This is a genomic window from Streptomyces sp. NPDC029956, from assembly GCF_055574655.1.
In genome coordinates, this window is record NZ_JBVHZJ010000002.1 from 20202 (window position 1) to 44456 (window position 24255).

Annotated in this window: 22 protein-coding genes; 17 read left to right on the plus strand and 5 right to left on the minus strand. The window is 72.1% G+C overall.

Going from position 1 to position 24255, the window contains the following annotated elements:
• Nucleotides 1-30 precede the first annotated feature (30 nt).
• Entirely contained in the window at nt 31-3792 is a 3762-nt protein-coding gene (locus ACZ4XX_RS01310) for a S8 family peptidase (protein ID WP_468505948.1), read from the minus strand.
• A gap of 233 nt (nt 3793-4025) precedes the next feature.
• Here ACZ4XX_RS01310 and ACZ4XX_RS01315 point away from each other — a divergent pair, with 233 nt between their 5' ends.
• The 3 genes from ACZ4XX_RS01315 (at nt 4026) to ACZ4XX_RS01325 (ending at nt 6095) form a co-directional block, all read left to right on the plus strand.
• Entirely contained in the window at nt 4026-5009 is a 984-nt protein-coding gene (locus ACZ4XX_RS01315) for a helix-turn-helix domain-containing protein (protein WP_468505949.1), read from the plus strand.
• An 81-nt stretch (nt 5010-5090) separates the two neighbouring features.
• The gene (locus ACZ4XX_RS01320; protein WP_468505950.1) at nt 5091-5573 is read left to right on the plus strand and encodes a DUF456 domain-containing protein; all 483 of its coding nucleotides are present in this window, start codon (nt 5091-5093) and stop codon (nt 5571-5573) included.
• A 123-nt stretch (nt 5574-5696) separates the two neighbouring features.
• Nucleotides 5697-6095, plus strand: a complete 399-nt coding sequence (locus ACZ4XX_RS01325) for a PPOX class F420-dependent oxidoreductase (protein ID WP_468505951.1) — start codon at nt 5697-5699, stop codon at nt 6093-6095.
• On the opposite strand, the gene ACZ4XX_RS01330 is transcribed toward ACZ4XX_RS01325, so the two are convergent.
• Together ACZ4XX_RS01330 and rsgA are read right to left on the minus strand one after the other, a co-directional pair.
• Nucleotides 6016-7473: a DNA-3-methyladenine glycosylase 2 family protein gene (locus ACZ4XX_RS01330; RefSeq protein ID WP_468505952.1), complete on the minus strand. Its 1458-nt coding sequence runs from the start codon at nt 7471-7473 to the stop codon at nt 6016-6018. The genes ACZ4XX_RS01325 and ACZ4XX_RS01330 overlap by 80 nt on opposite strands.
• A 107-nt stretch (nt 7474-7580) precedes the next feature.
• Complete coding sequence (rsgA, locus tag ACZ4XX_RS01335) at nt 7581-8702, minus strand: ribosome small subunit-dependent GTPase A (protein WP_468505953.1); 1122 nt, start codon at nt 8700-8702, stop codon at nt 7581-7583.
• Nucleotides 8703-9073: 371 nt separating this feature from the next.
• Here rsgA and ACZ4XX_RS01340 point away from each other — a divergent pair, with 371 nt between their 5' ends.
• Nucleotides 9074-9484, plus strand: coding sequence for a VOC family protein (locus tag ACZ4XX_RS01340; protein ID WP_468505954.1), 411 nt, complete (start codon nt 9074-9076; stop codon nt 9482-9484).
• Here the strand turns inward: ACZ4XX_RS01340 and ACZ4XX_RS01345 are convergent.
• Together ACZ4XX_RS01345 and ACZ4XX_RS01350 are read right to left on the minus strand one after the other, a co-directional pair.
• A complete protein-coding gene (locus ACZ4XX_RS01345; protein WP_468505955.1) occupies nt 9412-10158 on the minus strand; it encodes a helix-turn-helix domain-containing protein in 747 nt (248 codons plus the stop codon). The two genes, ACZ4XX_RS01340 and ACZ4XX_RS01345, sit on opposite strands and share 73 nt — an antisense overlap.
• A gap of 27 nt (nt 10159-10185) precedes the next feature.
• Entirely contained in the window at nt 10186-11310 is a 1125-nt protein-coding gene (locus tag ACZ4XX_RS01350) for a YihY/virulence factor BrkB family protein (protein ID WP_468505956.1), read from the minus strand.
• Nucleotides 11311-11327: 17 nt separating this feature from the next.
• On the opposite strand from ACZ4XX_RS01350, the gene ACZ4XX_RS01355 reads away from it, so the two are divergent.
• The 13 genes from ACZ4XX_RS01355 to ACZ4XX_RS01415 all read left to right on the plus strand — a co-directional run bounded on the left by ACZ4XX_RS01355 (nt 11328) and on the right by ACZ4XX_RS01415 (nt 24251).
• Nucleotides 11328-12965: an acyl-CoA dehydrogenase family protein gene (locus tag ACZ4XX_RS01355; protein WP_468505957.1), complete on the plus strand. Its 1638-nt coding sequence runs from the start codon at nt 11328-11330 to the stop codon at nt 12963-12965.
• 286 nt (nt 12966-13251) lie between these two features.
• Nucleotides 13252-14553, plus strand: coding sequence for a GAF domain-containing protein (locus ACZ4XX_RS01360; protein WP_468505958.1), 1302 nt, complete (start codon nt 13252-13254; stop codon nt 14551-14553).
• Nucleotides 14554-14797: 244 nt separating this feature from the next.
• Nucleotides 14798-15367, plus strand: coding sequence for a GNAT family N-acetyltransferase (locus ACZ4XX_RS01365; RefSeq protein WP_468505959.1), 570 nt, complete (start codon nt 14798-14800; stop codon nt 15365-15367).
• Nucleotides 15368-15576: 209 nt separating this feature from the next.
• Entirely contained in the window at nt 15577-15660 is an 84-nt protein-coding gene (locus tag ACZ4XX_RS01370; protein ID WP_310591794.1) for a putative leader peptide, read from the plus strand.
• Nucleotides 15661-15796: 136 nt separating this feature from the next.
• Nucleotides 15797-17494 carry a nitrite/sulfite reductase gene (locus tag ACZ4XX_RS01375; RefSeq protein ID WP_468505960.1) on the plus strand — a complete coding sequence of 566 codons (1698 nt, stop codon included), beginning with the start codon at nt 15797-15799 and terminating at the stop codon, nt 17492-17494.
• Nucleotides 17491-17670 (plus strand): hypothetical protein, encoded by a 180-nt coding sequence (locus ACZ4XX_RS01380; RefSeq protein ID WP_078944884.1) that lies wholly within the window; start codon nt 17491-17493, stop codon nt 17668-17670. The genes ACZ4XX_RS01375 and ACZ4XX_RS01380 overlap by 4 nt, the downstream gene beginning before the upstream one ends.
• Nucleotides 17667-18374 (plus strand): phosphoadenylyl-sulfate reductase, encoded by a 708-nt coding sequence (locus tag ACZ4XX_RS01385; RefSeq protein ID WP_468505961.1) that lies wholly within the window; start codon nt 17667-17669, stop codon nt 18372-18374. The genes ACZ4XX_RS01380 and ACZ4XX_RS01385 overlap by 4 nt, the downstream gene beginning before the upstream one ends.
• Nucleotides 18356-18937: an adenylyl-sulfate kinase gene (cysC, locus tag ACZ4XX_RS01390; protein ID WP_468505962.1), complete on the plus strand. Its 582-nt coding sequence runs from the start codon at nt 18356-18358 to the stop codon at nt 18935-18937. Before ACZ4XX_RS01385 ends, cysC begins: the two co-directional genes overlap by 19 nt.
• Nucleotides 18934-19869, plus strand: a complete 936-nt coding sequence (gene cysD, locus ACZ4XX_RS01395; RefSeq protein ID WP_055600886.1) for a sulfate adenylyltransferase subunit CysD — start codon at nt 18934-18936, stop codon at nt 19867-19869. Before cysC ends, cysD begins: the two co-directional genes overlap by 4 nt.
• Entirely contained in the window at nt 19869-21212 is a 1344-nt protein-coding gene (locus ACZ4XX_RS01400; protein WP_468505963.1) for a sulfate adenylyltransferase subunit 1, read from the plus strand. The genes cysD and ACZ4XX_RS01400 overlap by 1 nt, the downstream gene beginning before the upstream one ends.
• Before the next feature lie 205 nt (nt 21213-21417).
• Entirely contained in the window at nt 21418-22527 is a 1110-nt protein-coding gene (locus tag ACZ4XX_RS01405) for an ABC transporter substrate-binding protein (protein ID WP_468505964.1), read from the plus strand.
• A gap of 55 nt (nt 22528-22582) precedes the next feature.
• Nucleotides 22583-23377, plus strand: a complete 795-nt coding sequence (locus tag ACZ4XX_RS01410) for an ABC transporter ATP-binding protein (RefSeq protein WP_030323069.1) — start codon at nt 22583-22585, stop codon at nt 23375-23377.
• Nucleotides 23364-24251: an ABC transporter permease gene (locus ACZ4XX_RS01415; RefSeq protein ID WP_468505965.1), complete on the plus strand. Its 888-nt coding sequence runs from the start codon at nt 23364-23366 to the stop codon at nt 24249-24251. The genes ACZ4XX_RS01410 and ACZ4XX_RS01415 overlap by 14 nt, the downstream gene beginning before the upstream one ends.
• The last annotated feature ends 4 nt before the right edge of the window (nt 24252-24255 follow it).

The following is a 24255-nucleotide window of genomic DNA, read 5'->3' on the forward strand; positions in this document are numbered from 1 at the left end:
ACGGGAAGGACGCCCGGCGGACCGGCGTGATCAGCGCACGTCGTAGGCGCGGACCACGGTCTGGGTGACGGAGTTGCCGTTGGCGTCCGTCAGTTCGGTCTTCAGGGTGACCGGCTTACCGGTCGCTCCCGTGTGGTTCACGGTCGCGGTCCAGTGGCCGCCCTGCTGAGAGACCTGCGCTTCGGTCCAGGTCGTACCCCCGTCGTAGGAGTACGAGAGCTTGGCCGAGGTGAGCGCTGCGGGGGTGTAGCCCGCGTGACCCGTCGCGGTGAGGCCGATGTGCTGGCCGTCGGTCGCGGCGAGGGTCTTGAGTCCGTCCTCCGGAAGGTCGTACCGGGGGAAGAGAATCGGGATGCCCTGAGAATAGACGCTCTCGTCAAGCTTGGAGGTGAATTTCCATACCGAGTTGACGGAGGTGGAACGGGCCCACACCTTGCTGCCGATCTTCATGGTGTTCTGTTCGAGCGTGTACGTCCCGGCTTCGGCCGGGACCTCGAAGGCGCCGAACGGCCAGCCGTTCTGCCCGAGGAGCTCACCGTCGCGGCTGAGGCTCAGGTTGCCGATGTCACCGAAGGAGCCGGGCTCGGCGTGGTGGGTGCCGTCGCCCCACATGGCGGCGGAGAAGCCGATGTAGTTGCCCTGGCGCTCGGCGGCGAGGACCGGCTTGCCGGTGGCGTCGCGGGGGGCGGTGGGGGCGATGACGCCGTCGTACCAGTTCTCGGTGCGCTTCTCGCCGGACGTGTACGTGTGCGGGGCGCCGATCATCAGCTCGCCGAAGGGGAAGCTGCTGCCGACCATCTCCCCCCAGGCCGTGTCGCCGGTCGTGTAGAGATCCGTGCGGCTGCCGGGTGCCGGGACGCTCTCCAGGGAGCCGAAGGAGACACGGGTGCCGTTCGGGCGGTAGGCGTCCGCGAAGTACATGAAGTCGGCGCCGATTCCGGCGGATCCGAAGCGGGCGTCCTTGCGGCCGAGGCGGTCGTCCCGGACGCGGTAGGTCTTGTCGTCGCGGACGGAGCCGGACTCGGGGAAGGCCAGGCTGTAGGAGTACGGGCTCTTCGCGGTGGCCTTCCAGCCGAGCGTGACCTCACCGGCGGCCAGCCTGCCGCGGAGGGCCGCCGCCTCGCCGGACGGGACGGAGAGGACGGGCAGGCCGAGGCCGGTGAACGAGCCGCCGGGGTACCAGCGTTCGGGCGTCGTGTGGTGGACGATCACGGCGACGGCGCCGGCGGCCTTGGCGTCCCGGGCGAGGGCGCCCGCGTTGGTGGAGCCGTCGGGCAGCCGGACGAGGGCGATACGGCCCTGGACGCCGGCGGCCTTCAGCTCCTCAGGGGTGCCGGTTCCGGCGTCGACGAGCCGGGCGGAGCCGGTGCCGTCGAGGTTGTCGGAGCCGGTGGACGCGGTGAGCGGGTGCAGGGTCAGTCCGTCGGAGGTGCGCAGCGAGGTGATCTGCGGGGCGGCGGTGCGCCAGTAGCTGCCGAACTCGAAGTCGCCCTCGTCGGCGCCGCCTTCGACCGAGGCGTAGTAGCCGCGGATGGTGCGCGGTCCGGCGGCGGTTCCGGCGTGCATCCAGAAGCCGTCCCAGGAGCGGGCGAACGCGAGGGTGGCGCCGCGGATTTCGGAGGCCTTGTCGGTCGCGACCGACAGCTTGTGGGCCTTGCGGGCGTCGAGGACGACGGTGGTGTCCTTCTTGACCTCCAGCTGCGGGCGGCCGAGGTAGCTGAGCGAGTCGTTCAGCGTGGCGCTCTCGCCCGCGTCGGGGGTGGCGACGAAGGAGGAGAGGAAGTAGCTGCCGGGGCGCACCCGGTAGACCTGGTCGGTGGCCCCGTCGTTGAAGCGACGCTCACCACTGGCGACGTCGGTGCCGATGACGTCGAGGGAGGAGGCTCCGGCGGCGGGCTTGCCCTGGCGGTCGATCAGCTTGACGCGCAGGGTGACCGTTTCGGGCTCGACGTAGAGCGAGAACGGGGTGGAGACGTGGATGCCGCCCTTGCCGGTGGCGATCACGCGGCCGGTGACGTCGCCGTACTGGGCGCGGTCGAGGCGGGCCGTGGGGTCGAGCTCCAGCGGGACCTGGACGGTGGCGCCGGCGGGGACGGTGACGGTGCGCCCGCCGAGGCGGGCGACAGGACTCCGCACGGTGGAGCCGTCGTTGCCGGTGACCTTCTCGACGGCCAGGTTCAGGGTGACCGGGGCGCCGGAGGTGTTGGTGTACGGGACGGAGACCGTGGTGCGGTCGGTCCTGTCCTGCGGCCAGTTGTAGGTGCCGCCCTGGACGGCGGGCGAGCCGAGGACCGTCTGGTCGATGGCGGCCTTGACGTCGAGTCGGCCGCCGCCGACCTCGCGGACGTCGCCGGGGACGGAGCTCTCGGCGGACGCGACGAGCGCGGCCTTGACCTGCTGGGCGGTCCAGTCGGGGTGGCGCTGCTTGACGATGGCGGCGGCGCCCGCGACGTGCGGGGTGGCCATCGACGTACCGGACATGGACTGATAGGCGTAGACGCCCCGGCCGCCGGCCGCGGCGGCGGAGATGCCGACGCCGGGCGCCGCGATCTCGGGCTTGAGGGTGTGGTTGACGATCGTCGGTCCGCGGCTGGAGAAGTACGCCGTGGAGTCGTCGCGGTCGGTGGCTCCGACGGTGAGCACGCTGGGCGCGCAGCCGGGCGAGGAGACCGTGTTGAGGGTGGGGCCCGAGTTGCCGGCGGCGATGACGAACAACGTGCCCTTGTTCTGGGCGAGTTCCTCGGCCGCGAGGCTCATCGGGTCGGTGCAGTCGGTGGGTACGGGGCTGCCGAGGCTCATCGAGACGACGTCGGCGCCCTGGGCGACGGCCCATTCCATGCCCGCGATGATCCAGGAGGCGGCGCCGGAGCCGGAGTCGTTGAGGACCTTGCCGTTGAGGAGGGCCGCGCCGGGTGCGACGCCCTTCTTCCTGCCGTCGCTCGCGGCACCGGAGCCGCCGACGGTGGAGAGGGTGTGGGTGCCGTGGCCCTGGCGGTCGTCGGCGCTGTCCGAGTCGGTGAAGTTCTCCGCGGCGGCGATCCGGCCCTCGAGGTCGGGGTGCTCGGCGTCGGCGCCGGTGTCGAGGACGGCGACCTTGGTGCCCGTGCCGTCGTAACCCGCGGCCCAGGCCTCGGGGGCGTGGACCTGCTTCGTCGAGCGCTCCAGGGTGGCCTGGACCTTGCGGTCGAGCCAGAGCTTCCTGATTCCGGAGGCGGAGCGGGCCGTGGGGGTGTTGACCTCGGCCCAGAACGTGGCGGCCTGCTTCTTCTCCGCCTTGAGCGCGACGCCGTCGACGGTCCTGAGGACCTGGCCGCGCTTCGCGCCGCGCGGGGCGGCGGGAACGGAGCGGGCCAGGTCGGAGCCGTAGACCGCGATGAGGGGCAGCGTCGTGGTGGCGGCGTCGTCGTAGCCCTGCCGGACGAGGCCGGTGACGTTGAAGAGCTCGTGGTCGACGCGGCCCGCGGCGAGCGCGTCGGTGGCGCCCTCGGGGTAGACGTACAGGTCCTGGCCGGAGCGGCGGGTCTGGACCAGGGGGACGGTTCCGTCCTCACGCGGCAGGGCGGTGGCGGAGGGGTTGCCGTCGGCGTCGTGGCTGACCACGACGCGGTCCCCGGTGACCAGGGTCACCGTGACGGGACGGTCCCCGGTGCGGGCCGCGGCCTCGCTCCCCACCAGCGGTCGCTTGCCGGCCGGGTCGTCCTGCGGCTCGTTCGCCACGGACGGCGCGACCGCGGTGACGGCCAGGACGACGGCGGTCGCCGCCCCCATGGCCGTACGCGAAATCGGGCGCATCGCTCTCCCCATCTGATTCCGGAAAAAGGGCACAAGGCACCCGTCTCCGGAGGCTGTTGGTGCTGCGGTGGCGCCACATTGGCAGAGGTGAGGGCGGTACAGGGATGATGGGCGAGGCGGGAATACGCCGTGGCCGTTTCCCGCCAGGTCACCAACGGAACGAATGCCTCCGGTGGAGGTCCTGGGAAGATCCGGGGCGCGCCTCCGGAGGTAGGGCGAGGGGTGGGGCATCCATGCTGGGAGCGATAGGACTCGATGAGCGCCAGGAGTCCGCGTACCGGGCGCTGGTCGCGCTGGGCGCGGCCGAGGTGACCGACCTGGCGCACCGGCTCGCGCTGCCCGAGCAGGACACCGAGCGGGCGCTGCGCCGCCTGGAGTCGCAGGGCCTCGCCGCGCAGTCCTCGGCCAGGACCGGACGGTGGGTGGCGGCGCCGCCGGGGGTGGCCCTGGGCGCCCTCCTCACCCAGCAGCGCCACGAGCTGGAGCAGGCGGAGCTGGCGGCGGCGCTGCTGGCCGAGGAGTACCGGGCGGAGGCGGCGGAGGCGGCCGTGCACGATCTGGTGGAGGTGGTGACCGGCGCCGGCGCCGTCACCCACCGCTTCCTGCAGCTCCAGCTGGGCGCGCAGGAGGAGGTCTGCGCCCTGGTGACGGGCAAGCCGATCGCGGTCTCCGGCATGGAGAACGACGCGGAGGAGCAGGCCGCCGGGCGGGGGGTGCGCTACCGGGTGGTGATCGAGCGGGATGTGCTGACGCTCCCGTCCGGGCTGCTCGAACTCTCGGCGGCGCTCAGCCGCGAGGAGCGGATCCGGGTCGCGGACCGGGTCCCGACGAAGCTGGTGGTCGCCGACGGGAACCTGGCGATGGTGCCGCTGACCGGGCGGGGCGTGGAACCGGCGGCGATCGTCGTGCACGCGAGCGGGCTCCTGGAATCGCTGATGGGTCTGTTCGAGTCGGTCTGGCGGGAGGCGCTGCCGCTGAGACTCGGGGCGGGTGCGCAGATCACCGAGGAGGAGGCGCCCGGTCCGGATGTCATGGACCTGGAGATCCTTTCACTGCTGCTGGCCGGAATGACGGACGCGAGCGTGGCCAAGCAGCTGGACCTGGGTCTGCGTACCGTGCAGCGCCGGGTGAAGGGCCTGATGGAGCTGACCGGGGTGACGACCCGGCTGCAGCTGGGCTGGCACGCGTACGAGAAGGGCTGGGTGGCGCGCGGCTGAGGGGCCCGGCGCCCCGCCCGCGGCGTACCCGGATGCCCGCCGCGACCTGCGCGGACGCCGGTTGTGGGGGACGCTGGGCGCGTGGGTGTGTGGCAGCTCCTGATGGTCGCGACCGTGATGCTGCTCGGTGTGTTCGGGGTGCTTACCCCCGGCGTGCCGGGGACGTGGCTGGTGTGGGCCGCCATGCTCTGGTGGTCCCTGCACGAGCGGACCGACCTGGCCTGGATCCTGCTCGCCTCCACGACCGGTCTGCTGCTGCTGACCCAGGTGGTGGTCTGGCAGCTGCCACCCCGTCGCTTCCGGGGTGTGGGCATCACCCGTCGGATGGTGACGTACGCGGGCGCGGGCGCCGTCCTGGGTTTCGTCCTGGTGCCGGTGCTCGGCGCGATCCCCGGCTTCGTCGGCGGGATCTACCTCTCGGAACGCCTCCGGCTGGGCGGCCACGGCCAGGCCAGGGCGGCGACCCGGACGGTGATGCGGGCGGCCGGCACGAGCGTCCTGGTGGAGCTCTTCTCCTGCCTGCTGATCGTGGGGGCGTGGGCCGGGGCGGTGCTCTGGGGCTGAGGGGTTCGAGGGCAGGGCCCAGGTCCGCTGAGGGGTTCGACGACAGGACCTAGGTCGCAAGGGGGAGACTGGACGGGTCCGGCTGCCGATCCGCGCGGGGCGCGGGCGCACGATGCTGGTTCCATGAGGGATTTCGAGGGCTTCAACGCGGCGGAACGCGCGTATCTCACGGGCGGCCGGCAGCTCGCCCGGATGGCCACGGTCGACCCTTCCGGTCAGCCCCAGGTCAACCCGGTGGGCTTCTTCCCGCAGGAGGACGGCACCGTCCTGGTGGGCGGCCTCGCGATGGGCCGTACCAAGAAGTGGCGCAATCTGCGGGCGAACCCGAAGGTCGCGCTGGTCGTGGACGATCTCGCGAGCGTCCGCCCCTGGCGGGTGCGGGGCGTCGAGATCCGGGGCGAGGCGGAGCTCCTGGTCGGCCCGCACGCGCTGGGCCCGCACTTCAGCGAGGAGGTGATCCGGATCCGTCCGCGCCGGATCCACAGCTGGGGTCTTGAGGAGCCGCCGGGAGCGGGGTCCTGAGGTAACGGGCGGCGTACGAGCGCCAGGGCCGCCACTCCTCCGTGGCCGGGACACCCGCCGGGGGTACGTCGGGGTCGCCGAGGGCGCGCATCCGGATGAGGGCGGCGGCCTCCGCGGTCACTCCGGGGACGGCCCGGAGGGCGGTCTCGGCCTCGTCGCGGTCGGCGCCGGGGTCGAGGCGTACGGCTCCGTCGGCGAGCGCGCGGGCCAGCGGGCCGGCGACGGGGTGGCCGGTCAGTGCCCCGGGCTCCGGGAAGACGTGGGTGAGGCTGCCGCACCCGGTGGCCAGCGGGGTGCCGTGCGCCTCGACGACCCGGGCGGACTCCGCCGCGCCGAGCAGCGTCCGCAGCGCGAACTCCTCCGGCTCGGCCGTCCCCGGGGACCGTACGCCGGGCCGGGCGGCCACCTCGGCGGCGAGCCCGGGCGCCGCGCCGAGCCGCTCGGCGACCGCGTACGGGTCGGCGTCCAGGTCGAAGAGGAGGCGCAGCCGGTGCACGGCGGTGGTCAGGTCGCGCAGCTCGGTGAGGTGGATCCGGGCCTCCAGCCAGCGTCCGGCGGAGCGCTCGTCGACGGAGACGATCCCGGTGCCGTACGGGAGGCGGAGGGTGCGCCGGTAGGTGCGGGTGCCGGGGGCGCCGACGACCTCCTCCACGCGGGGCAGGGCCTCGGCCGCCAGCAGGTCGAAGACCTCGCCGGCCGCGTACGGTCCGCGGTGGGCGAGCCTCAGCGGTACCCCGGCGGCGAGCGCGGTACGGGCTCCGGCGCCGCTGCCCGCCTCGGCGCGCAGCGCGCTGGGGGTGCGCGCGTAGACGGCGCGGATCGTCTCGTTGAACTGGCGGACGCTGGCGAAGCCGGCCGCGAAGGCGATCTCGGTCACCGGCAGCCCGGTGGTCTGGAGGAGCAGTCGGGCGGTGTGCGCCCGCTGGGCGCGGGCGAGCGCGACGGGTCCGGCGCCGAGCTCGGCGGTGAGCTGGCGCTGGACCTGCCGGGTGCTGTAGCCGAGGCGTCCGGCCAGGCCGGGCACGCCTTCGCGGTCGACGACGCCGTCGCCGATCATCCGCATCGCGCGCCCGACGACATCGGCCCGTACGTCCCAGGCGGCGGAGCCGGGCACGGCGTCCGGACGGCAGCGGCGGCAGGCGCGGAAGCCGTGGCCCTGGGCGGCGGCGGCCGTCGGGAAGAACGCGACGTTCTGGCGTTTGGGGGTGACGGCGGGGCAGCTGGGGCGGCAGTAGATGCCGGTGGTGCGGACGGCGAAGAAGAACTCGCCGTCGAACCGCGCGTCCCTGCTGCTGACCGCCTCGTATCGGGTGTCGTCGTCCTTCACGTCTCCCAGTGTGCGACGGCCGACGACCCCCGGCTCGCGGTTTTCGGACACGGCGTTGCGGGAGCGGAGAGGGCATCGCGGGAGCGGACCTGCCGTTGCGGGAGCGGAGAGGACACCCGACCGGCGTCCTCTCCCCCCTGCATCCGCACGCGCGCCCGCTACCGGACGCGCCCGCGCTTCATCTCCATGGCGTGGCGGCCCTCGGCACCCTTGCGCTTCCAGTCCTTGAGGATCTCGTTGCGCACGCGGGCGTCGGTCTTGGCCACGATCCGCTGGTTCTCCCGGATCAGCTTGCGGTAGCTCTCCAGACGGCGCACCGGAAGCGAACCGTCCTCGATCGCGGCGGCCACGGCGCAGCCGGGCTCCGACTCGTGGGCGCAGTCGTGGAAGCGGCAGTCCGCCGCCAGTTCCTCGATCTCCGAGAAGACCTGGCCGACGCCGGTCTCCGCGTCCCAGAGGCCGACTCCGCGCAGTCCGGGGGTGTCGATGAGGACTCCCCCGGTCGGAAGGACGAAGAGGTTGCGGGTGGTGGTGGTGTGACGGCCCTTGCCGTCGATGTCACGGGCGGCCTGGACGTCCATGACGTCCTCGCCGACGAGGGCGTTGGCGAGGGTCGACTTCCCGGCGCCGGAGACGCCGAGGAGCACGGTCGTACCGCCCGCGACCACCGCGGACAGCACGTCGAGCCCCTCCCCCGTGGCCGAGCTCAGGGGGACGACCTGGACGCCGGGGGCGACCGTCTCGACGTCCTCGACGAGGTAGGACAGCCCGACGGGGTCGGGCACGAGGTCCGCCTTGCTGAGGACGACGGTCGGCTGGGCGCCGGACTCCCAGGCCAGGGCGAGGAAGCGCTCGATGCGGCCGAGGTCGAGCTCGACGGCGAGCGAGACGGTGATGACGGCGTGGTCGACGTTGGCCGCGAGGATCTGGCCCTCGGACCGCTTGGACGAGGTGGACCGCGCGAAGGCCGTACGGCGCGGCAGGCACGCCCGTACGTAACGGGGGTCGCCGGCGCCCTCGGGGTCGATGGCGGCCCAGTCGCCGGTGCAGATGACCCGGAGCGGGTCGTGCGGGGTCACGAACGCCGTGTCGGCGCGCACGATCCCGTCGGCGGTGGCGACGTCGCACTGGCCTCGGTCGACCCGGATCACCCGGCCGGGGACGAGCCCGTGGGCGATGTACGGAGCGAAGCCCTCGGCCCAGCCGGAGTCCCAGCCATGGGCGTCGAGCGACGAGGAGTAGGACGAGGAAGAGGTGACGTGGGAAAGCGGGAAAGACAAGGGGGACCCTTCACAGGGGCGGCCCCGGCGCTGCGTGTCAGAACGTTGAGGTCAGCCGGTGGCCACGGAGGTGGTGTGGATGAACTTCTGCGTGAGGGCAAGGCCCGTCGAGATGACAGCCATCGGTCACACCTCCTGTGTGTCTTTCGCGTGGTCCCGTCACGATCGCGCTGCCGCGATCGTGCACGGGAGACACCGTAGCCGGACCGCATCGGCACGCGCCACGGGTTTTATTCAGGCCATCGCGGGTGCGTTTCAGGCCGGGGCGGCGGGGCGGTCTCGCCCCGCCGGACGTGCGGTCGGACGTGCGGTCGGACCGCGCGTCCGATTCCTCCAAGACCCGGCGGGGGCCCCGTGCCTACCGTGCTCCCATGAACACAGCACCCCGCCTCGACCTCATCGGCGTCGTCGTCTCCGACATGGCCGCCTCGCTCGCCTTCTACCGCCGTCTCGGCCTGGAGATCCCGGACGGGGCCGAGTCCGCCCCGCACGTGGAGGCCGCGCTGCCCGGCGGACTGCGGATCGCCTGGGACACGGAGGACGTCGTGCGCTCCTTCGACCCCGGATGGCGGCGGCCCGAGGGCGGCAACCGGATCGAGCTCGCCTTCCGGTGCGCCACGCCGGAGGACGTGGACGCTGCGTACACGGAGCTGGTCGCCGCCGGGTACCGGGGGCATCTGAAGCCCTGGGACGCGGTCTGGGGGCAGCGCTACGCCGTGGTCCTCGACCCGGACGGTTCGGGCGTCTCGCTGTTCGCCGACGCCGCCACGGACGCCACGTAGGCGCCGAGCGTCGTCCCGGCCAGCGCCCTGGTCTCGCGTGCGAGATGGGCCTGGTCGACGCAGCCCGCGCGGACGGCCGCCTCGGCGTACGGCACGCCCGCCAGGACCAGGGCGAGGGCCCGCTGGAGCCTGAGGACGCGGGCGAGGGTCTTGGGGCCGTAGCCGAAGGCGTCCAGGGACCGCCGGTGCAGCTGACGGGCGCCGATCCCGACCGCGTCGGCCGTCTCGGCGACCCCCCGGCCGGCCGCCAGGCGCGCCACGACGGCCCGGAGCAGCGGATCGGGTGCGGGGGCCCCGGCGGCCCGGAGCCGGACGAGTTCGTCCAGGGCGGCGGCCGGGTCGGGGGCCTCGGTGATCCGCTCGCCGAGCCGCCGTGCCTCGGCCTCGCCCCACAGCGCGCCGAGGGCGACGCGCCGGTCCCGCAGCTCGTGGGCCGGGACGCCGAGGAGGCCGGGGGCGTCACCGGGGGCGAAGCGGATTCCCGCGTACCGGGCGGCGATCTCCCCCGGTACGTACGCGCGTGTGTCGGGTCCGGCGACGAGGAGGTGGCCGTCGGCCCAGATCAGGTCCATGCAGCCGTCGGGCAGGACGGGCCGGACGGCGTCCGCGGCAGGGCCGGCGGTCCGGGTCCACAGGACGGCTCCGTCGAGCAGGGCGGGGCGCTCCTCGTACACACCTCGACGATAGGCCCCGCGTGTCGGTCAGTCCTTCTCCCAGCCGGAGTGGAGGCGGGCCTTCACGTCGTCCGGGGGCAGGAACCGGGACCAGCGTTCGGGGAACTCGGACGGCATGTCCGGGTCGTCCTCGTCGACGTCCTCCGCCTCCGCACGCACGCGTGCGACCAGTTCCGCCGCCTGGATGGCGCGGGCCCGCTCGTTGGCCTCACGGGCCGCGGCCGTGGCGACGGAGGGCCAGACGCGGTCGATGGCCGCGTTCACGGCGGCGCCGACCAGGACGGCGAAGGCCGAGATGCCGATCCAGAGGAGGACGGCGATGGGGGCGGCGAGGGAGCCGTAGATCGTCGGCCCCTCGACCTGGCTGGTGAGGTAGATGCGCAGCAGGAAGCTGCCGAGGACCCACATCCCGAGGGCGACGAGGGCGCCCGGGATGTCCTCGATCCAGGGCGACCTGACGGGCACGGACACGTGGTAGAGCGTGGTGAGGAAGGCGATGGAGAGCAGGATGACGGCCGGCCAGTAGAGGACGGAGACGACCTCGGTGCTCCAGGGGAGGATTTCGACGACCCGGTCGGGTCCGACGACCGCGAGGGGCAGCACGACGGCACCGATGAGCAGGGCCACGAGGTAGAGCAGGAAGGCCAGGAGGCGGGTCTTCACGATGCCGCGGTGGCCGTCGAGTCCGTACATGACGGTGATGGTGTCGATGAAGACGTTCACCGCGCGCGAGCCGGACCAGAGGGCGATGGCGAAGCCGAGGGAGATCAGGTCGGGCCGTTTGCCCTGGGTCACGTCGTCCAGGATCGGTTTGGCGATGTCGTCGACGCCCCGGTCGGAGAGGACCGTTCCGGCGGCGCGGAGGATGTTCTCCTGGATGCTCGCCACGGTGTCCGTGTTCGTCCAGTCGTCGGCGTAGCCGAGGAGGGCGATCAGACCGAGGAGCAGCGGCGGCAGGGACAGCAGTGTGAAGAAGGCGGCCTCGGCGGCGAGGCCGAGGATCCGGTACTCGATGCACGAGTTGACGGTGTCCTTCAGAAGCAGCCAGACCATCTTCCGCTTCGAGACGTTGCGGTAGAGGACGCGCGCGCGGTGGAGCCTGCTCCAGGGCCGCCGCTCGGGCCGTTCGGGTGTTTCGCTTGCTGCCTGCACCTGCTTACCGTATCGGCATGGCAGCGAGCACCCACACCGTGACCAACCAGGCTCCGCCCCTGGTCGGGTACGACGTCTTCATGACCGATCCCGTCCTGACGGAGGCGGTCGAGCGGCACCTCGCGCCGGAGCTCCTGGCGGAGGTCCGCGAGGACCTCGTCGTGCTCGGCCAGGCCGCCGGTTCGGCGCAGGTCCGGGAGTGGGGCGAGCGGGCGAACGCCAACCCGCCGCGGCTGCGCACCCACGACCGGTACGGCCATCGGATCGACGAGGTCGACTTCGATCCGGCCTGGCACCGGCTCCTCGGCAAGTCGGTGGGGGCCGGCCTGACGGACGCCTGGGGCAGACCGGGCGGTCATGTGCGCCGGGCCGCCGGGTTCCTGGTGGTGTCGCAGGCGGAGGCGGGGCACGGCTGCCCGCTGTCGATGACGCACGCCGCGGTGCCCGCGCTGCGCGCCGAGCCGGAGCTCGCCGAGGTGTGGGAGCCGGCGGCGACCTCGCACGTGTACGAGCGGGAGCTCCGCCCGGTCGCGGAGAAGCCGGGTGCCCTGCTCGGGATGGCGATGACGGAGAAGCAGGGCGGCAGTGACGTCCGGGCCAACACGACGGAGGCGCGCCCGCTGGCGGCCGACGGGGAGTACGTCCTGACGGGGCACAAGTGGTTCTGTTCGGCTCCGATGTCGGACGCCTTCCTGGTCCTCGCGCAGGCGCCGGCGGGACTCACCTGTCTCCTGGTGCCGCGGGTGCTCGCGGACGGTTCGCGCAACGCGTTCGCGATCCAGCGTCTGAAGGACAAGCTGGGCAACCGTTCGAACGCCTCCGCGGAGGTGGAGTTCGACGGGACGACCTGGGCGCGCCGGGTCGGCGAGGAGGGGCGCGGGCTCCGCACGATCATGGGGATGGTGGCGGCGACCCGGCTCGACTGCGTCCTCGGTTCGGCGGCCCTGATGCGGCAGGCGGTGGCGCAGGCGGTGCACCACTGCGCGTACCGCGAGGCCTTCGGCGGGCCGCTCGTCGACAAGCCGCTGATGAGGAACGTACTCGCGGATCTCCATCTGGAGTCCGAGGCGGCGACGGTGCTCGGGATGCGGCTGGCAGCGGCCTGCGACGCGGACACCCCGCAGGAGCGCGCCCTGCTCCGTATCGCCGTTCCGGCGGCGAAGTACTGGGTCACGAAGCGGTGCACGCCGATGGTGGCGGAGGCGCTGGAGTGCCTGGGCGGCAACGGGTACGTCGAGGAGTCGGGGATGCCCCGGCTGCTGCGGGAGTCGCCGCTCAACTCGGTCTGGGAGGGATCGGGGAACGTCCAGGCGCTCGACGTGGTCCGCGCGCTGCGGACGGAGCCCGCCGCGCTGGACGCGTTCCTGCGGGAGGTCGGGGCGGCGCGAGGCGCGGACCACCGGCTCGACCGGGCGATCCGGGGCCTGCTCGTCGAACTGGCGGACCTGGACGGGATCGAGGCCCGGGCGCGACGGCTCGCGGAGCGGCTCGCGCTGGTCCTCCAGGGGGCGCTCCTGGTGCGGTGGGCGCCGCCGGAGGTCGCTGACGCGTTCTGCGCGGCGCGGCTGGGCGGGGACGGGGGCGCGGCGTTCGGGACCCTGCCGCACACGCTGGACCTGCGGGCGCTCGTGGAGCGGGGACGGGTGGAGATCTGAGGCGACCGCGCACACCCGGGGGGAAGTTCGCCGCGCGTGCCAGGGGTGGACCGCAAGGGTCGGCACGCGCGGAAAAGCGGGGGTGGTGCTGCGCCGACACGGCACCACCCGCCGCTCGCACCAGCTTCACCCGGGGGGCCGGTCGGCGACCAGAGTTGCAAAGGGTTGCAGGATTACCCGAACCGGGCCTCGCCGGGCGGTTCCGAACGGCACGATGGGCACCGACACTCCGGACATCTGCCCCGTGCAGAACCGATACAGCACCCCGGGTGGCTGGGAGAGACCGATGAATAACACGCAGCTCGACATGAAGCGCCTCGCCGCCATGGACGCCGCCCAGGCCACCCGGCTGCTCCGCCGGGTCCGCGAGGAGACGCTCGCCGGCCGTACGCCGCCGATCGCGCCCCGTGCGGTGATCGACGCGTCCTGGCGGCGGATGGCCCGGCTGGGGCTCGACCCCGACCAGGGTACGAGCAGCGTGCTGCTCCAGCGCGACGAGCTGGAGGAGCGGCGCAGAACCACGCTCCTCTCCGAGGTCATGCAGACGCTCAGCGGCGGCCTCGCCGGAATCGCCGACACGTCCCTCCAGATCATGGTGGTCACCGACGAGCACGGCCGGGTGCTGTGGCGGCAGGGGAACCTGGCGGTGCTGCGGCGGGCGAACGGCATCTGCCTGGAGGAGGGCGCGGCCTGGACCGAGCACACCACCGGGACGAACGCGGTCGGTACGGCCCTCGCCATGGGCCGGGCGGTCCAGGTGCACTCCGCCGAGCACTACGTGCAGGCGCTCCACAACTGGACCTGCGCCGCCGCGCCCGTGCACGACCCGCGCGACCGGCGGCTGCTCGGCATCGTGGACGTGAGCGGTCCCGCGTCCAGCTTCCATCCGGCGATGCTGGCCCTGGTCGGTTCGGTGGCCCAGCTCGCCGAGGCGGAGATGCGGGAGCGGCACCGCAGCTCGGTCGAGCGGCTGCGGGCGGTGGCCGCGCCGATCCTGTGCCGGGTGGGCGGCCGGGCCGTCGCGGTGGACGCCCACGGCTGGACGGCGGCGGTGACGGGGCTCGCGCCGGTGGACCGGATCGCGCTGCCGAAGTCCTTCCGGTCCGGCCGGATGTGGCTGCCCTCGCTCGGTGTGTGCGCGGTGGAGCCGCTGCCGGGCGGCTGGCTGCTGCGGGTCGAGGAGGAGACGCCGACGGAGGAGCCGGGCACGGCGGCGGCGAGCCGGGTGGTCCTGGACATGAGCAGGCCGCGCCGCTGGACGGTGTCCGTCTCGGGTGCGGCGGGCAGCTGGCAGCAGGAGCTGAGCCCCCGGCACGCGGAGCTCCTCTACGTCCTGGCGATGCACCGGGACGGCCGGACGGCGGCGGAGCTGGCGGACGACGTGTTCGGCGACCGCACACGGACGGTGACCGTACGGGCGGAGATGTCCCGGGTACGCCGGAACCTGGCCGGGGTCCTGGCGCACCGCCCGTACCGCTTCAGCGAGGAGGTCGCGGTGGAGGTCCTCCGCCCGGAACGCCCGGCGGACCTGCTGCCCCACTCCCTGGCGCCGGCGGTACGGGGCCCTCGCACGGATACGAACGGGTAGACGCCGACACGCACGCGTAGGCGCGGGCACGAACGCGTGGGCGGACGGAGCACGACACGCACGCGTAGGCGCGGGCACGCACGCGTAGGCGCGGAGCACGGCACGCACGCCATCGAGGGGGCCGTCGTTCCCCTCCGAGCCGCCGACGGTCACGACCGTCCAGCATGCGGACACCCCCGCGCCGGCAACCCCGCCCCCCGGCCCCCGGTCGCCCCGCCGAACGGGGTCGTGATGCGATGAACCCATGCGCATCACTCTCACCACCTGGTCCCTCGAACAGACCTCACCGTCCGATCTCCGTCCCTCCCCCACCCCGGAGGGGGACGACATCACGATCGCGCGGGCCGCGGTCCCGTCGCCGGAGTACAGCCGCTTCCTCTATACGGCGGTCGGCGGCGACATCCGCTGGAACGACCGGCTGTCACTGACGTACAAGCAGTGGCAGGAGATCGTCGACAAGCCGGGCGCCGAGATCTGGGTGGCGTACGACAAGGGGACGCCGGCCGGCTACGTGGAGCTGGACCCGCAGGACGACGGCACCGTGGAGATCGTCTACTTCGGCCTGATCCCGGCCTTCCGGGGCCGCCGGATCGGTGGCCACCTGCTGTCGTACGGAGTGGCGAGGGCCTGGGACCTGGCCGAGCGCTGGCCCGGGCGGGAGGCGACGAAGCGCGTCTGGCTGCACACCTGCTCCCTCGACGGCCCGCACGCCATGGCCAACTACGAGCGCCGCGGCTTCCGGCTCTTCGACACCAAGGTGGAGGAGGTCGACGAGAGCGAGACCCCGGGCCCGTGGCCGGGCGCCCACGCCTGACGCCGCAGGGCGCGGCACGCGGTGCGTGCCCCTCGACCCACGGCACTCGGTGCGCGCCGCACGTGCCTCGTACCGAAGACCCGTGAGGGGGCCCTGATCAGGGCCCCCTTCGCGTGACCCAGACCACACCATCTCGCGAAGCGAGACGACTACGTCCGCATTCTGGACGATGCTGGACTGGGTCCAAAGTCCCGTGACACGCTTCCGTCATGTCTGGAACTGGAATTGCCTTGGTGAGTCGGCGGCACGTCGACCTAGGCCGCATGTCCAGCGCCATCTGTCCGGCGCGCTGAGAGAACCAGCACCGCCGCGATCACTTTTCAGCACGACTCTGCCCGACCCTGCTGCGCACTGACGCGCCACCCTCCGACCTGAGCGCCAGTGTGCAGGTCAGAGCCGCCCTCTCGCAGTCCCGAAGGACAAGACGCCATGGCCGCCACCCCGGAAAACCCCACTCCCGCCGCCGCACGCCGCAAGACCGGGCGCCACCGTGGCGAGGGTCAGTGGGCCGTGGGGCACTTCACCCCCCTGAACGGCAATGAGCAGTTCAAGAAGGACGACGACGGTCTCAACGTACGGACACGTATTGAGACGGTCTACTCGAAGCGCGGATTCGACTCCATCGACCCCAACGACCTGCGCGGACGCATGCGCTGGTGGGGCCTCTACACCCAGCGCAAGCAGGGTCTGGACGGCACCAAGACGGGTGTCCTGGAGCCGGAGGAGCTGGACGACGAGTACTTCATGCTCCGCGTCCGCATCGACGGCGGCCGGCTGACCACCGAGCAGCTCCGGGTGATCGGCGAGATCTCCGAGGAGTTCGCCCGCGGCACCGCCGACATCACGGACCGGCAGAACGTCCAGTACCACTGGATCCGCATCGAGGACGTCCCCGAGATCTGGAACCGCCTGGAGGCGGTCGGTCTGTCCACCACCGAGGCCTGCGGCGACACCCCGCGTGTCATCCTCGGCTCCCCGGTGGCCGGCATCGCGGCCGACGAGATCATCGACGGCACGCCCGCGATCGACGAGATCTACCGTCGGATCGTCGGCAACAAGGACTTCTCCAACCTGCCCCGCAAGTTCAAGTCCGCGATCTCCGGCTCGCCGCTGCTCGACGTGGCGCACGAGATCAACGACATCGCCTTCGTCGGCGTGAACCACCCGGAGCACGGCCCCGGCTTCGACGTCTGGGTCGGCGGCGGTCTCTCCACCAACCCCAAGCTGGGCGTCCGCCTCGGCACCTGGGTCTCCCTCGACGAGGTCCCGGACGTCTACGAGGGCGTCATCTCGATCTTCCGCGACTACGGCTACCGCCGGCTGCGCAACCGCGCCCGGCTGAAGTTCCTCGTCGCCGACTGGGGCCCGGAGAAGTTCCGCCAGGTCCTGGAGGACGAGTACCTCCAGCGCAAGCTGAACGACGGCCCCGCCCCCGAGCAGCCCGCCGGCCGCTGGCGCGACCACGTCGGTGTGCACCGCCAGCAGGACGGCAACTTCTACGTGGGCTTCGCGCCGCGCGTCGGACGGGTCGACGGCGCCACCCTGACGAAGATCGCCGCGGTCGCCGAGGCGCACGGCTCCGGCCGGGTCCGCACCACCGCCGAGCAGAAGATGCTCGTCCTCGACATCGAGGAGGCGCAGGTCGACTCGATCGTCGCCGCCCTGGAGGCCCTCGACCTGCGGGTCACGCCCTCGCCGTTCCGGCGCGGCACGATGGCCTGCACCGGCATCGAGTTCTGCAAGCTCGCGATCGTCGAGACCAAGGCCCGCGGGGCCTCGCTCATCGACGAACTGGAGCGCCGCGTACCGGAGTTCGACGAGCCGCTGACGATCAACATCAACGGCTGCCCGAACGCCTGCGCCCGCATCCAGGTCGCGGACATCGGCCTCAAGGGCCAGCTGGTCCTGGACGACGACGGCAACCGCGTCGAGGGCTACCAGGTGCACCTGGGCGGCGCGCTCGGCCTGGAGGCCGGCTTCGGCCGCAAGGTCCGCGGCCTCAAGGTCACCGCGGCCGAGCTCCCCGACTACGTGGAGCGGGTCCTCAAGCGCTTCCAGGCGGAGCGCGAGACCGGCGAGCGCTTCGCGACCTGGGCGGCCCGCGCCTCGGAGGAGGCACTGTCATGAGCGAGCGTGCCGCACCGTTCCACTGCCCCTACTGCGGCGACGAGGACCTGCGTCCCAACGAGCAGGGCCACGGCGCCTGGGAATGCGCCGCGTGCAGCCGAGCCTTCCAGTTGAAGTTCCTGGGGCTGCTCGCCCCCGGCACTTCGGGCAACACCCCTGGAGGGAAAGAGATATGACGCTCACTCAGGACGCCACCACGGCCGACCTCAAGGCACTCGCCGAGCAGGCCGGCCGTGATCTGGAGGACGCCTCCGCGCTGGAGATCCTCCGCTGGGCCGTGGACACCTTCGGCGAGGGCTTCTGCGTCACCTCCTCCATGGAGGACGCGGTCGTCGCCCATCTCGCCTCGCGGGTCCGGCCCGGCGTGGACGTCGTCTTCCTCGACACCGGCTACCACTTCGAGGAGACCATCGGCACCCGTGACGCCGTGGACGCCGTCATGGACGTCCACGTCATCACCCTGACGCCGCGTCAGACGGTCGCCGAGCAGGACGCCGAGTACGGCCCGAAGCTCCACGACCGCGACCCCGACCTGTGCTGCGCGCTGCGCAAGGTCAAGCCCCTCGAAGAGGGCCTGACCCGGTACGGCGCGTGGGCGACGGGTCTGCGCCGCGACGAGTCCCCGACCCGGGCGAACACCCCGGTCGTCGGCTGGGACGAGAAGCGCCGCAAGGTCAAGGTCTCCCCCATCGCCCGCTGGACGCAGGACGACGTCGACGCGTACGTCACGGAGTACGGCGTCCTCACCAACCCGCTCCTGATGGACGGTTACGCCTCCGTCGGCTGCGCCCCCTGCACCCGCCGCGTCCTGGAGGGCGAGGACGCCCGCGCCGGACGCTGGGCGGGCCGCGGCAAGACCGAATGCGGGCTGCACGGATGACGGACACTCAGGAAGTTCAGGAGAAGCACGTGACGGGTGCCACCATCTGGCTCACCGGCCTGCCGAGCGCCGGCAAGACCACCATCGCGTACGAGCTGGCCGGCCGGCTCCGCGAGGAGGGCCACCGGGTCGAGGTGCTCGACGGCGACGAGATCCGCGAGTTCCTCTCCGCGGGCCTCGGCTTCAGCCGCGAGGACCGGCACACCAACGTGCAGCGGATCGGGTTCGTCGCGGAACTGCTCGCCTCCAACGGCGTGAAGGCCCTCGTCCCCGTCATCGCCCCGTACGAGGACAGCCGCGAGGCGGTCCGCAAGCGCCACGCGTCCGAGAACACCCCCTACGTCGAGGTGCACGTCGCCACTCCGGTGGACGTCTGCTCCGTACGCGATGTGAAGGGCCTCTACGCCAAGCAGGCCGCGGGCGAGATCAGCGGTCTCACCGGCGTCGACGACCCGTACGACGAGCCGCGCAACCCCGATCTGCGGATCGAGTCCCACACCCAGACCGTGCAGGAGTCCGCGGCGCAGCTCCACGCGCTGCTCACCGAGAGGGGTCTGCTGTGACCACCGTCGCCCATGTTCACGACAGCACCGACAATCCGTTCGCGCTGTCGCACCTCGACTCCCTGGAGTCCGAGGCCGTCCACATCTTCCGTGAGGTGGCGGGCGAGTTCGAGCGGCCGGTGATCCTCTTCTCCGGCGGCAAGGACTCCATCGTCATGCTGCACCTGGCGCTGAAGGCCTTCGCCCCCGCGGCGATCCCCTTCACCCTGCTGCACGTCGACACCGGGCACAACTTCCCCGAGGTGCTCGAGTACCGCGACCGCACCGTCGCCAAGCACGGGCTGCGGCTGCACGTCGCCTCCGTGCAGGAGTACATCGACGCAGGGAAGCTGCGCGAGCGCCCCGACGGCACCCGCAACCCGCTGCAGACCGTCCCGCTCACCGAGGCGATCCAGCAGCACCGCTTCGACGCCGTCTTCGGCGGCGGCCGCCGCGACGAGGAGAAGGCCCGCGCCAAGGAGCGGGTGTTCTCGCTGCGCGACGAGTTCTCGCAGTGGGACCCGCGCCGCCAGCGCCCCGAGCTGTGGCAGCTCTACAACGGCCGGCACGCCCCCGGCGAGCACGTCCGTGTCTTCCCGCTGTCCAACTGGACCGAGCTGGACGTCTGGCAGTACATCCAGCGCGAGAAGATCGAGCTCCCGGAGATCTACTTCGCCCATGAGCGCGAGGTGTTCGCCCGCAGCGGGATGTGGCTGACGGCCGGCGACTGGGGCGGCCCGAAGGAGTCCGAGACCACGCAGACGCGGCTGATCCGCTACCGCACCGTCGGCGACATGTCCTGCACCGGCGCCGTCGACTCCGACGCCACCACGCTGGACGCCGTCATCGCCGAGATCGCCGCCTCCCGGCTCACCGAGCGGGGCGCGACCCGCGCCGACGACAAGATGTCCGAGGCAGCGATGGAAGACCGCAAGCGCGAAGGGTACTTCTAATGAGCACGTCCACCGAGCAGCTGACCGAGCAGCTGGCGGCCACCACCCTGCTGCGCTTCGCCACCGCCGGCTCCGTCGACGACGGCAAGTCCACCCTGGTGGGCCGGCTCCTCCACGACTCCAAGTCGGTCCTGGTCGACCAGCTGGAGGCCGTGGAGCACGCCTCGCGCTCCCGCGGCCAGGAGGCCCCCGACCTGGCGCTCCTCACCGACGGTCTGCGGGCCGAGCGCGAGCAGGGCATCACCATCGACGTGGCCTACCGCTACTTCGCGACGCCCCGCCGCCGCTTCATCCTCGCCGACACCCCCGGACACGTGCAGTACACCCGGAACATGGTGACCGGCGCCTCCACCGCCGAGCTGGCCGTGGTCCTCGTCGACGCCCGCAACGGCGTGGTCGAGCAGACCCGCCGGCACGCGGCCGTCGCCGCCCTGCTCCGCGTCCCGCACGTGGTCCTGGCCGTGAACAAGATGGACCTGGTCGAGTACCAGGAGCCCGTCTTCGCCGCGATCGCCGAGGAGTTCACGACGTACGCCTCCGAGCTCGGCGTCCCGGAGATCACCGCGATCCCGATCTCCGCGCTGGCCGGCGACAACGTCGTGGAGCCGTCCGCGAACATGGACTGGTACGGCGGTCCGACGGTCCTGGAACACCTGGAGACCGTCCCGGTCAGCCACGACCTGACGGCCTGCCACGCGCGGTTCCCCGTGCAGTACGTGATCCGCCCGCAGACCGCCGAGCACCCCGACTACCGGGGCTACGCCGGTCAGATCGCGGCCGGTGCCTTCCGGGTCGGCGAGGAGATCACCGTCCTGCCGTCGGGGAAGACCTCCACGATCACCGGGATCGACGCGCTGGGCGAGTCCGTGGACATCGCCTGGGCCCCGCAGTCGGTCACCATCCGGCTCGCCGACGACATCGACATCTCGCGCGGCGACCTGCTGGCCCCCAGCGGTGACGCCCCGCCGACCACGCAGGACATCGAGGCGACCGTCTGCCACGTGGCGGACCGGGCGCTCGCCGTCGGCCAGCGGGTGCTGCTGAAGCACACCACCCGCACGGTCAAGGCGATCGTCAAGGAGATCCCCTCGCGGCTGACCCTGGACGACCTCTCGCAGCACCCGAACCCGGGGCAGCTGGTCACCAACGACATCGGCCGGGTCGTGGTGCGCACCGCCGAGCCGCTCGCGCTCGACGCGTACGCCGACTCGCGCCGCACCGGTTCGTTCCTGCTGATCGACCCGGCGGACGGCACCACGCTCGCGGCGGGCATGGCGGGCGAGTCCTTCGCCACCGCCAAGGCCGTCTCGGTCGTCGAGGACGAGGAAGGGTGGGACTTCTGACATGGGCGAGAACGTCTACGCGACCTTCGCGAAGGAAGGCGGCCGGGTGGGCTCCGGCGCCCTCGGTGCGGGCATGGGAGGCGTCGCGCGATGTGCGTGCTGACCTCGACGCGCCGCATGCGCGGCGCGACCCCGCTCCACCCGCTCCACCCCGAACGACATAGACGCAGACTTCGAAAACGCTGAATCGAGGGGAAAACCTCCCGTGCCTGCCACCACCCGTACCACCCTGCGCCGCGGCCTCGCCGCCGCCGCCGCTCTGCCGCTGCTGATCGGCGCGCTCGCCTCCTGCGGCTACGGCTCCGACGCCAAGAACGACGAGAAGAAGGTGGCCGCCGAGGGCAAGAAGCTCTCCGCCGACACCGTACGGCTCGGGTACTTCCCCAACCTCACGCACGCGACGGCGCTGATCGGCGTCAAGGACGGCCTGATCCAGAAGGAACTCGGCGGCACCGTGCTGAAGCCGCAGACCTTCAACGCCGGCCCGTCCGAGATCGAGGCGCTCAACGGCGGCTCCCTCGACATCGGCTTCATCGGCCCCTCGCCGTCCATCAACGCGTACGTCAAGTCCAAGGGCTCGAACCTGCGGATCATCTCCGGCTCCGCCTCCGGCGGCGTCAAGCTGGTCGTGAACCCGGACAAGATCAAGACCCTGGACGACCTCAAGGGCAAGCGGATCGCCACCCCTCAGAAGGGGAACACGCAGGACGTCGCGCTCCTCAACTGGATCGCCGAGAAGGGCTGGAAGGTCGACCCGGAGTCCGGCAAGGGTGACGTCTCCGTCGTCCGCACGGACAACAAGGTCACCCCGGACGCCTTCAAGTCCGGCTCCATCGACGGCGCCTGGGTTCCCGAGCCGACCGCCTCCAAGCTGGTCTCCCAGGGCGGCACCGTCCTCCTCGACGAGACCACCCTGTGGCCCGACAAGAAGTTCGTGATCACGAACATCATCGTGTCGCAGAAGTTCCTCACGGAGCACCCGGACGTGGTCGAGGCCGTGCTGACGGGCACGGTGAAGACCAACGCGTGGATCAACGCCAACCCGGACAAGGCGAAGGCGTCCGCGAACGCGGCGCTGAAGTCCCTCGGCGGCAAGGCGCTGGACGCCAAGGTCATCGACCCGGCGTGGCCGAGCATCGCGATCACCGACGACCCGCTGGCCGCGACGCTGAAGACCCAGTCCGAGTGGGCGGTCAAGGCCCAGCTGATCAAGCAGCCCGAGCTGGCCGGCATCTACGACCTGAAGCTCCTCAACAAGGTGCTGAAGGCCGCCGGCAAGCCCGAGGTCTCCGACGCCGGTCTCGGCGTCAAGTAACCCCGCCGAGCCGACGAAACAGACCGCGAATCCGTAACCCCAGGAGGTGACGACCATGGCCACGACGTTCGCCAAGGCTGCCGAGGGCACCGTAGCGGAGCAGACGCACGCCGCCCGGATCGAGCACGTCTCGAAGTCCTTCTCCGGCCCGGCCGGTACCCAGCTCGTCCTGGACGACGTCAGTCTCGACGTCGCGCCCGGCGAGTTCGTCACCATCCTGGGGGCATCGGGGTGCGGTAAATCCACCCTGCTGAACCTGGTCGCGGGGCTCGACCGGCCGACCCAGGGGTCCATCGAGACCCCGGGCGGCCGGCCGGCCCTGATGTTCCAGGAGCACGCCCTCTTCCCGTGGCTGACCGCGGGCAAGAACATCGAACTGGCCCTGCGGCTGCGCGGGGTGTCCAAGGCCGAGCGCAGGCCGGAGGCCGAGCGGCTGCTCGAACTGGTCCGGCTCGGCGGCGCGTACGGGAAGCGGGTGCACGAGCTGTCCGGCGGCATGCGGCAGCGGGTGGCCCTCGCCCGGGCGCTGGCCCAGGACAGCCAACTGCTGCTGATGGACGAGCCGTTCGCGGCTCTCGACGCCATCACCCGTGACGTGCTGCACGGCGAGCTCACCCGTATCTGGGAGGAGACCAACCTCTCGGTCCTGTTCGTCACCCACAACGTGCGCGAGGCCGTGCGCCTCGCGCAGCGGGTGGTCCTCCTCTCCTCCCGCCCCGGGCGGGTCGCGAAGGAATGGACCGTGGGCATCCAGCAGCCGCGCCGCATCGAGGACGCGGACGTGGCCGAGCTGTCCCTTGAGATCACTGAACACCTGCGTGGGGAGATCCGCCGCCATGGCCAGCACTGACACCGCCGCGACGGTCAAGAAGGACGACCTCGCCGGTCTGGAGGCCGGACTCGACGCCCTGGACGCGGTCGAGATCCGCCGCACCCCGGTCCGGGAGGTCCTCCTCAAGAAGGTCTTCCCGCCCACCCTCGCCGTCCTCCTGGTCCTCGCGGTCTGGCAGATCCTCGTCTCCGCGAAGATCACCGAGGAGACCAAGCTCCCCGCGCCGTCCGCGGTATGGGACGGCCTGACCGACATGTGGCTGCAGGGCACCCTGCTCGAGGTCATCTGGACCAGCGTGTCCCGGGGTCTGGCCGGCTTCCTGCTGGCCCTCGCCATCGGCACCCCGCTGGGCCTGCTGGTCGCCCGGGTGAAGTTCGTGCGCGCCGCGATCGGCCCGATCCTGTCGGGTCTGCAGTCGCTGCCCTCGGTGGCGTGGGTGCCGCCGGCGGTGCTCTGGTTCGGCCTGAACGACGCGATGATGTTCACGGTGATCCTGCTGGGCGCCGTCCCGTCCATCGCCAACGGTCTGGTCTCCGGTGTCGACCAGGTCCCGCCGCTGTTCCTGCGGGCCGGCCGCACCATGGGCGCCACCGGTCTGCGGGGCACCTGGCACGTGACGCTCCCGGCGGCGCTGCCCGGCTACCTGGCCGGTCTGAAGCAGGGCTGGGCGTTCTCCTGGCGCTCGCTGATGGCCGCCGAGATCATCGCCTCCTCCCCGGATCTGGGCCTGGGCCTGGGCCAGTTGCTGGAGAACGGCCGGAACAACATCGACCTGCCCGGCGTGTTCCTGGCGATCCTGCTGATCCTGGTCGTCGGCATCGCGATCGACCTGCTGATCTTCAGCCCGCTGGAGCGCTGGGTGCTCCGCAGCCGCGGTCTGCTGGTGAAGTGAGCCG